Origin of the sequence: Microvirga tunisiensis (assembly GCF_009296175.1) — a bacterium.
GTDB lineage: Bacteria > Pseudomonadota > Alphaproteobacteria > Rhizobiales > Beijerinckiaceae > Microvirga > Microvirga tunisiensis.
On sequence record NZ_VOSK01000277.1, the window covers coordinates 1 to 8,264 of the forward strand.

6 protein-coding genes and 1 pseudogene are annotated in these 8,264 nt (G+C 61.7%); 6 read left to right on the forward strand and 1 reads right to left on the reverse strand.

The window, feature by feature from the left end:
* Window positions 1-409: 409 nt before the first annotated feature.
* The gene (locus FS320_RS33440; RefSeq protein WP_152716718.1) at window positions 410-1,912 is read left to right on the forward strand and encodes a Y-family DNA polymerase; all 1,503 of its coding nucleotides are present in this window, start codon (window positions 410-412) and stop codon (window positions 1,910-1,912) included.
* Between the two features lie 18 nt (window positions 1,913-1,930).
* Window positions 1,931-5,185, forward strand: coding sequence for an error-prone DNA polymerase (locus FS320_RS33445; protein WP_152716719.1), 3,255 nt, complete (start codon window positions 1,931-1,933; stop codon window positions 5,183-5,185).
* Between the two features lie 132 nt (window positions 5,186-5,317).
* On the opposite strand, the pseudogene FS320_RS50405 reads toward FS320_RS33445, so the two are convergent.
* Window positions 5,318-5,449 (reverse strand): annotated as a pseudogene (locus FS320_RS50405) (DNA translocase FtsK); the annotation flags it as partial.
* A 45-nt stretch (window positions 5,450-5,494) separates the two neighbouring features.
* Between FS320_RS50405 and FS320_RS50410 the strand changes: the two are divergent.
* The 4 genes from FS320_RS50410 to FS320_RS33470 all read left to right on the forward strand — a co-directional run bounded on the left by FS320_RS50410 (window position 5,495) and on the right by FS320_RS33470 (window position 7,984).
* A complete protein-coding gene (locus tag FS320_RS50410) occupies window positions 5,495-5,623 on the forward strand; it encodes a hypothetical protein (RefSeq protein WP_338105594.1) in 129 nt (42 codons plus the stop codon).
* 50 nt (window positions 5,624-5,673) lie between these two features.
* Window positions 5,674-5,952 carry a dihydrofolate reductase family protein gene (locus tag FS320_RS33460; protein WP_152716720.1) on the forward strand — a complete coding sequence of 93 codons (279 nt, stop codon included), beginning with the start codon at window positions 5,674-5,676 and terminating at the stop codon, window positions 5,950-5,952.
* A gap of 252 nt (window positions 5,953-6,204) precedes the next feature.
* Window positions 6,205-7,356, forward strand: coding sequence for an alpha/beta hydrolase (locus FS320_RS33465; RefSeq protein WP_162866315.1), 1,152 nt, complete (start codon window positions 6,205-6,207; stop codon window positions 7,354-7,356).
* A gap of 217 nt (window positions 7,357-7,573) precedes the next feature.
* Complete coding sequence (locus FS320_RS33470; RefSeq protein ID WP_152716721.1) at window positions 7,574-7,984, forward strand: cyclophilin-like fold protein; 411 nt, start codon at window positions 7,574-7,576, stop codon at window positions 7,982-7,984.
* Window positions 7,985-8,264: the final 280 nt, after the last annotated feature.

The following is an 8,264-nucleotide window of genomic DNA, read 5'->3' on the forward strand; positions in this document are numbered from 1 at the left end:
GGAACGCGCCGGCTTGATCCGCCGTCAGCCCGGAGTGGCGCGAAGCATCGAGGTGTTGGTCGCCCCTGAAGGCCTGCCCCTCCTCCGCCATCCCCAACTCGTCAAATCCTCTGGGCCGAGGATCTAGCGGCCGTTGTCGGCGAGGTCACGCGCCTCGGCCTGACCGCCTCGCGCCGTCTGCAACTGGCGGCTGAAGCCACGGGCGTCACTGCCCTGGTGATCCGGCGCTGGTGGACTCTGGCGGAGAAGGATCTGGTCCATCTGCCAACTGCAGCCGTCACACGCTGGCGGATTGCTCCTGCCTTATCCGAACTCATGCCCGCTCCCGGTCTTGGACGGGAGCGCTGGCACGTCGAACTCCTGCGCTGCCGTGGCGCCGAACCCCGTACCTGGATTCTGGAGGCCTGCGATGCGAAGGGTCGTCTCGCTCTACCTGCCGACTTGGCCGACCGATCGGATCAGGCGGCGGACCGGCGAGCCGCCGCGTCATGAGCCCCTCGTGACCGTGCACACGGTCGGGTCGCGCCGCGTCGTGCGTGCGGCCTGTGCGGCTGCGCAAGAACTCGGCCTGTACACCGGCATGGCGCTCGCTCAGGCACAGGCCTTGGTGCCCAACCTGCACATGGTCGAGGCAACCCCGGACGAGGACGACGCCTCGTTGCGGGAGCTGGCGCGCTGGGCCATCGGCTACTCGCCCGTGGTGGCGCTCGATTCTCCCGATGGCTTGTGGATCGACATTGCTGGCGTGGCGCATCTCTTCGGCAGCGAGGAAGAACTGCTCCGGGATCTGATCAGCCGCCTGACGCGGCAGGGCATCGCTGCCAAAGCGGCCGTCGCCGATGTCCCAGGAGCCGCCTGGGCCATCGTCCGCTACGGAGCCGGCGGTGTCGTCCCGACAGGCCGGACCGTGGACGCGGTGGCGACCCTGTCGATCCGGGCCTTGCGGATCGCCCCGGACAAGCTCAGCGCCTTGCACCGGCTTGGCATCGAGCGCGTGGGTCAGTTGGCTGCCATGCCGCGCGCGCCGCTGGTCCGGCGCTTCGGCCGGGATGTGGCGTTGCGCCTCGATCAGGCTCTTGGCCATGCGTTCGAGCCCATCACGCCGACGATCCCCAAGGACACTCCGACCGCGTCTCTTGCCTTTGCGGAGCCCATCGGCCGGCTTGAGGATCTCAACCGCGTGGTGCTGCGCCTTGCCACAGATCTGTGCCGGCAACTGGAGCGCCGCGGGAAAGGCGCCCGCCGGCTCGACCTCGTGGTCCAGCGGGTCGATCAGAAGAGCGCCTGCCTGCGCGTCGGCACCGCCAAGGCCAATCGGGATGCGACGCATCTCGCCAAACTCTTCGACGAGCGGCTGCAAACGCTCGATCCCGGGTTCGGGATCGAGGAGGTTGTCCTTGTCGCCAGCAAGGTCGAGCCGCTGACGGAGACGCAGGTCCAGGCGCAAGGCCTCGGCGATGAGGACGCTGGCAACGCGGATATGGGCCAGCTCGTCGACCGTCTCGGCGCTCGCATCGGCCTGAAGAAGGTCTACCGCCTCGCACCCGTTCAGACTCTCGTGCCTGAGCGCATGGCACGCAGGATCCCGGCACTCGCGCCGCCGACAGGTGCAGTCTGGCCGGAGAACCTGCCGCGGCCCACGCGCTTGCTCAATCCGCCCGAGCGTGTGGTGGCCACTGCCCTGCTCCCGGATCATCCTCCACGCTTCTTCGTCTGGCGCAAGGTCCGCCACTCCGTCGCCAAGGCCGATGGCCCTGAGCGCATCACGCCGGAATGGTGGAACGGCGACAAGGGTTCGTTTGCTCGGGACTACTACCGCGTCGAGACCGAGCAAGGCGGGCGCTACTGGATCTTCCGCGATGCGCCCACCGCCGAGGGCGGACGCTGGTGGATGCACGGCTTCTTCTCATGATGGACGACCACCCCTCGCATGTATGCTGAACTCCAGGTCACGACCCATTTCTCGTTCCTGCGCGGCGCCTCGAGCCCACAGGAACTGTTCGAGCAGGCGAAGCTTCTGGGCATCACGGCGCTGGGCATCACCGACCGCAACTCGCTGGCCGGCGTCGTGCGCGCATACGAAGCATCGCGGGAGACCGGCGTTCGTCTTATCGTGGGTTGCCGGCTCGATCTCATTGATGGCACGTCGCTTCTCGTCTATCCGACGGATCGGGCAGCCTATTCGCGCCTATGCCGGCTGCTCAGCATCGGCAAGAGCCGCGCCGGTAAGGGGCAGTGCCATCTTGCCTGGGACGACGTGGTCGCCTGGAACGAAGGCCTCATCGCCATTCTCCTGGGCGATGAAGCGGATGCTGTCATCGATCAAAACCTCGCACGTCTCAAGAGCACCTTCGGCAACCGTGCCTACATGGCGCTGATCCGGCGCTTTGCGCCCAACGAGCATCTGCGCCTTCATGCCATCGAGCAGGCGGCACAGGCCGCGAGAGTGCCGTCGATTGCCGTGGGCGACGTGCTCTACCATCACCCGAACCGTCGCCGCTTGCAGGATGTCGTCTCCTGCATTCGTGAAGGCTGCACCATCGACGAGGCCGGTTACCGGCTGGAGCGGCATGCCGACCGCTATCTCAAGGATCCGGTCGAGATGGGACGTCTGTTCGAGCGACATCCCGAGGCCTTCCGGCATGTGCATGAAGTCCTCGATCGCTGCACGTTCAGCCTCGATGAACTGCGCTACCAGTACCCATCCGAAACGGAGCCCGGCGAGACCGCCCAGGAGAAGCTGAAACGCCTGACCTGGGAGGGGGCGAGGAAGCGCTATCCAGATGGCATTCCCGATGTGGTCGCGACGACCTGCCGCCACGAGTTACACCTAATCGAGGAGCTGGGATATGCGCCGTACTTCCTCACCGTCCACGCCATCGTCTCGTTCGCCCGATCGCGGGGCATCTTATGCCAGGGGCGCGGTTCGGCGGCAAACTCCGCCGTGTGTTTCGTGCTCGGCATCACGTCGATCAATCCCACCGAGCATGACCTGCTCTTCGAACGCTTCGTCTCTCAGGAGCGACGTGAGCCACCGGACATCGACGTCGACTTCGAGCACGAGCGGCGCGAGGAAGTGATCCAATGGATCTATGACACCTATGGCCGCCATCGGGCGGCACTCACCGCTGTTGTCTCCTGCTACCGCGCCCGAGGCGCCGTGCGCGAGGTCGGCAAGGCCCTCGGCGTTCCTGAGGACGTGACGGCAGGATTATCCGGTCTCGTCTGGGGTTGGGGCAATGACGGTGTCTCCGAGAAGGAAGCGAAGGAGCTCAATCTCAACCTCGATGATCCGCGCCTGCGCATGACACTGGAACTTGCCAGCGAACTCATCGGCGCGCCACGCCATCTCTCGCAGCATCCGGGCGGCTTCGTGCTGACTCAGGACCGCCTCGACGATCTTGTGCCCATTGAACCGGCCGCCATGGAGAACCGCCAGGTCATCGAGTGGGACAAGAACGACATCGACACCCTGAAGTTCATGAAGGTCGACGTGCTGGGCTTAGGGATGCTGGGTTGCATGCGCCGTGCCTTCGATCTGCTGCGCGAGCACAAGGGCGAGGACTATGACATCGCCACGATCCCGAGCGAGGATAAAGCCACTTATGTAATGATCCAGAAAGCTGACACGGTCGGCGTTTTCCAGATCGAGAGCCGCGCCCAGATGGCGATGCTGCCGCGCCTCAGGCCAAAGACCTTCTACGACATCGTCATCCAAGTCGCGATCGTGCGTCCGGGGCCGATCCAAGGCGACATGGTGCATCCGTACCTGCGCCGCCGCGAGAGACGCGAGGAGCCTGAGTATCCAAGGCCCGAGCTCAAGCGCGTGCTCGAGAAGACGCTCGGTGTGCCGCTGTTCCAGGAGCAGGCCATGCGGGTGGCCATCGAATGTGCAGGTTTTACTCCCTCCGAAGCCGACCAGCTCCGGCGCGCCATGGCGACCTTTAAGTTCACCGCCGGCGTCTCGAAGTTCCGCGAGAAGCTGATCCAAGGCATGACCGCTCGCGGCTACGACGCGGCCTTTGCCGAACGCACCTTCAAGCAGCTCGAAGGTTTCGGCTCGTACGGCTTCCCAGAAAGTCATGCCGCGAGCTTCGCCAAGATCGCCTATGCCTCGTCCTGGATGAAATGCCACCATCCGGACGTGTTCTGCTGTGCCATTCTCAATTCCCAGCCCATGGGCTTTTATGCGCCTGCTCAACTGGTGCGGGATGCACAGGCTCATGGAATCGAGGTACGTCCTGTCGACGTCAACCACTCGCGCTGGGACTGCGCCCTAGAGCCGACCAGAGATCCGCGGCGGCTGGCTGTCCGCCTTGGCCTCAGGATGGTTCATAGTCTCTCCAATACGGATGCCGCCATGATCCCGATCGCCCGGGCGGAGCAGCCTTACTCCTCGATCGAGGATCTTCGGCGACGCGCTGGTCTTCCTGTGTCGGCCCTTGAACACCTTGCTCAGGCCGACGCCTTCGGCTCTCTCGGTGACGACCGGCGAGAAGCGCTCTGGACCATCGAAGGCATGGCGGACGAGGTATTGCCGCTGTTCGCTGCCGCGGACAAGCGCGAGCGCGCAATCCAACCTGAGGTGATCGAGCCTGAAGTCGAACTCGTTCCCATGACCGAAGGCCGCGAGGTCGTGGAGGACTACCGCTCCATCGGATTGACACTGCGCCGGCACCCGCTGTTCTTTCTGCGCCAGGAACTGACCGAGCGCCGGATCCTGTCCTGCTCCGATCTTCACCAGCTCCGGGATGGGCAGCATGTCACGGTGGCGGGTCTTGTCCTCGTGCGTCAGAAGCCCGGCTCCGCCAAGGGCGTGACGTTCATGACCATCGAGGATGAAACCGATGTCGCCAATCTCGTGATCTGGTCCGCCATATTCGAAAAGCACCGGCGGCTAATCCTCTCGTCCGGCATGATCGGGTGCCGTGGCCGGATTCAACGTGAGGGCGGCGTCACCCACCTCATCACGGAGCATTTCATCGACCTGTCGGATCTCCTGCGCTCGGTGGCGGATCGCGATCATTCTCTGCGCCTACCCTATGGACGAGGTGACGAGGCAAGGGTTGTAACCCGCGATTGGCTCCGCAGCCGCACACAGGAGCTTAGTGAGCAGCCAAAGTCTGATAGACCGGATCGCGCAAACGAAGCGGTCATCAAGGTGGCGACCCGGGACTTCCGCTGATGAGGATCATGCCACGATCTCTCGGCACATGCGTGGGAACACAAGAGCCACCATGAGCCATTTTCCCATAAAAGCAGAGGTCCCGTGCTTCCACGGGACCTCTGCTTGAGGCATTGCAGCGGATGTCCTTGCCTAGTCCTCGAATTCTCCACGCAGGATCTCTCGCTTACCTGCATGGTTGGCTGGGCCGACGATCCCTTCCTTCTCCATACGCTCCATGACGGAAGCCGCCCGGTTGTAACCGATCTGCAGCCGGCGCTGGTCGAGGCGACGCATACAGGCAAGGTCATCGCCTGGACCGATACCGCGATGTATGCGGCCTTCGCGCTGGGCGTGCCGATCGACTCGGCTCTCTACGCGACTTATGGGTTCCTGGCGATCGCGCTGGCCACCACCCTTAGGATGGAGCACGTCTCCGACGAGCAATACCAGCGGTGATGCTCATGCTGGTCGTCCCCCTCACGGCACCCCTTCTGCCATAGGCACCCTTGCCACACTTCGGGATCAGGACTCTCCTGCTCGAGGGCGGCGGCACCATCAACGGTGCATTCCTGAAAGCAGGGCTGATCGACGAGATCAGCGTCCTGATGTACCCGGGCATCGATGGACTGGCCGGGGTGCCGAGCATCTTCGAGTATGCAGGCGAGCCCGATGAAAGACCTGCGGCCGGCCAGTCGCTCCGGCTTCTCAACACGGAACCCCTGGAAGGAGGTATGGTCTGGCTTCACTACAGGGTGGAGACCTCTCCTGCGTCGCAGCCCGATTGAGAAAGGCCGAGAATGGAATAGCTTCACAGGGCAGCTCGTAACCTTCCCGTTGCCCCTGAAGTCGATTGCTTCACCGCAAAGTGGTTCATTGCAATTCGATCCGGGCAAGTCTGGGCCACCAACCGGGATCAGAGGACAGCAGCCAAGATGGGCTCGATTGATGACCCCTCCTCATAAGTACAAGCGAAGGAGCGTGTCTAATCTCATTACTTCGTCTGGACTATCTTCTCGACAGTCAAAGGAGATCCAGACATGAACGGGAAGATTGGTACCAAAGCCTCGGTAGGCCGGAAGGTCGGCTTCGACCGGCGCAACCTCCTGAAGATGACGGGTACTGGTATGGCCGCTTTGAGCGTTGGTATAGCTGCCTCGGGTCAAGCCATCGCGCAGCCGCAAATGAAACTCAGTGACACGTGGGACAAGACCTTCGCTAAAAGCGATAAGGTTGACTACAAGAAAGTCACCTTCAAGAACCGCTACGGCATCATCCTAGCGGCAGACCTTTACCAGCCGAAGAACGCCAGCGGCAGGCTGGCGGCGATTGCTGTCAGCGGCCCGTTTGGTGCGATGAAAGAACAAGCATCAGGTCTTTATGCGCAAACTATGGCCGAACGTGGTTTCGTCACGCTGGCATTCGATCCTTCCTATACAGGGGAAAGCAGTGGCGAAACGCGCAACATGGCGTCCCCGGACATCAACACCGAGGATTTCAGCGCGGCCGTGGATTTTCTTGGCCTGCAGCCGAACGTTGACCGCGACCGCATCGGTGCCATTGGCATTTGTGGTTTCAGCGGCATGGCACTGACTGCCGCCACCAGCGATTCGCGCATCAAGGCGGTCGCTACAGCTTCCATGTATGACATGTCTCGCAGCATGAGCCGCAGCCATAAAGACGGTTATACGATGGAGCAGCGCCACAAGGTTATTGACTACATCAGCCAGCAACGCTGGATTGATGCGGAAAGCGGCAAATATGCGCTGGGTTATCACGAAGTCCCGTTCGACGAGAAGGGCAACATCGTGAAAGGGAAGCGTGTACTTCCTGACAGCTTGCCGGCAGATCCTGACCCAGTTCTGGTCGCTTTCTTCAACTACTACAGAACTCCGCGCGGTTTCCATCCAAGGGGCATCAACTCGACAACGGCGTGGACCGCCACGACCCCCATGTCGTTCTTCAGCTTTCCGATGTATGCGAACATCGAAATGATTTCCCCGCGCCCGGTTCTACTGGTGGCAGGAGAAAACGCCCACTCACGCTATTACTCTGAAGACGTCTACAAGGAGGCTTCCGATCCCAAGGAATTGGTAATTGTGCCCAATGCCGACCACGTTGATCTTTATGACCAGATGGACAAGATTCCGTTTGATAAGCTGACATCTTTCTTCAAACAGCACCTGGCTTAAATGCGCGCCGTCTGATGGTCTGAATTCAATCGAGCGCCAACTTCTTGGCCGCACCCGTCCAGCCGGACAGATGCGGCCATTTCCCTGAGCCTGTGGGTATGGAACAACAGAGCATCCCATGGGAGATCAAGTACGCAATGGTCTTGCTCCACTTCTGCGTGAGACGATGCCGGGACGGATCGCTGCGCCACGTCAGGACCTCAAGGGGAGGCACCAAATGCAACATCGAATTATGATTGCAGTCGGCCTCGCGCTGATGCTGAAAGGAAATGCAATGGCCCAAGAGCGCATTCTAATTTCCTCCGAATGGGGCAATGTCACAGCCGATCTGATCGGCAATGACGCGACGCGGACGCTCGTCCGGATGCTGCCGCTCACGATCGACATGACGGATCATCTCCGTCAGGAAAAGACCGGCAACCTGCCTTCGCCGTTGCCGGCAACCGCGCGGCAGCAGGATTTCTCGACTGGAACACTGGGCCTTTGGGGGCCTGATCACTTCGTCATCTACTATCGCAGCGGCCGTGTGCCCCGGCCTGGCATCATTATCCTCGGCAACGTGACAGGCGATAGCTCGATCTTTGACCGTCCCGGTCCTGTCACTATCCGTCTTGAGCGTACGAAATGAATGGCATCCGGCCAATTAGTCGGGGATGCTAGCTAGTTTCCGTCCACAAACGGCAAACGTTTGATTTCACTACGTGAATCATAGCTTTGCGCGAGCAAGGCCCGGCGGTTTCAGGTATCTTGGATCATGCCACTGAGTCCAAAGCCCTGCCAGCGCCGGAGCCGACAATGCGCCAAGAACGCACCGTCCAAGCCAGCATATTCGATCTTTTCGCCACGCACGAGATCGGCTGCGAGTTGAAGGCGATGTCACAATGGCTGGATGAGCATCGCGATCTGTT

Excerpts from the sequence above, each read along its gene's own strand:
- FS320_RS33440 (WP_152716718.1), top strand. The coding sequence starts at position 410 with ATGCGAAGGGTCGTCTCGCTCTACCTGCCGACTTGGCCGACCGATCGG.
- FS320_RS33445 (WP_152716719.1), top strand. The coding sequence starts at position 1,931 with ATGTATGCTGAACTCCAGGTCACGACCCATTTCTCGTTCCTGCGCGGC.
- FS320_RS50410 (WP_338105594.1), top strand. The coding sequence starts at position 5,495 with ATGTATGCGGCCTTCGCGCTGGGCGTGCCGATCGACTCGGCTCTCTAC.
- FS320_RS33465 (WP_162866315.1), top strand. The coding sequence starts at position 6,205 with ATGAACGGGAAGATTGGTACCAAAGCCTCGGTAGGCCGGAAGGTCGGC.
- FS320_RS33470 (WP_152716721.1), top strand. The coding sequence starts at position 7,574 with ATGCAACATCGAATTATGATTGCAGTCGGCCTCGCGCTGATGCTGAAA.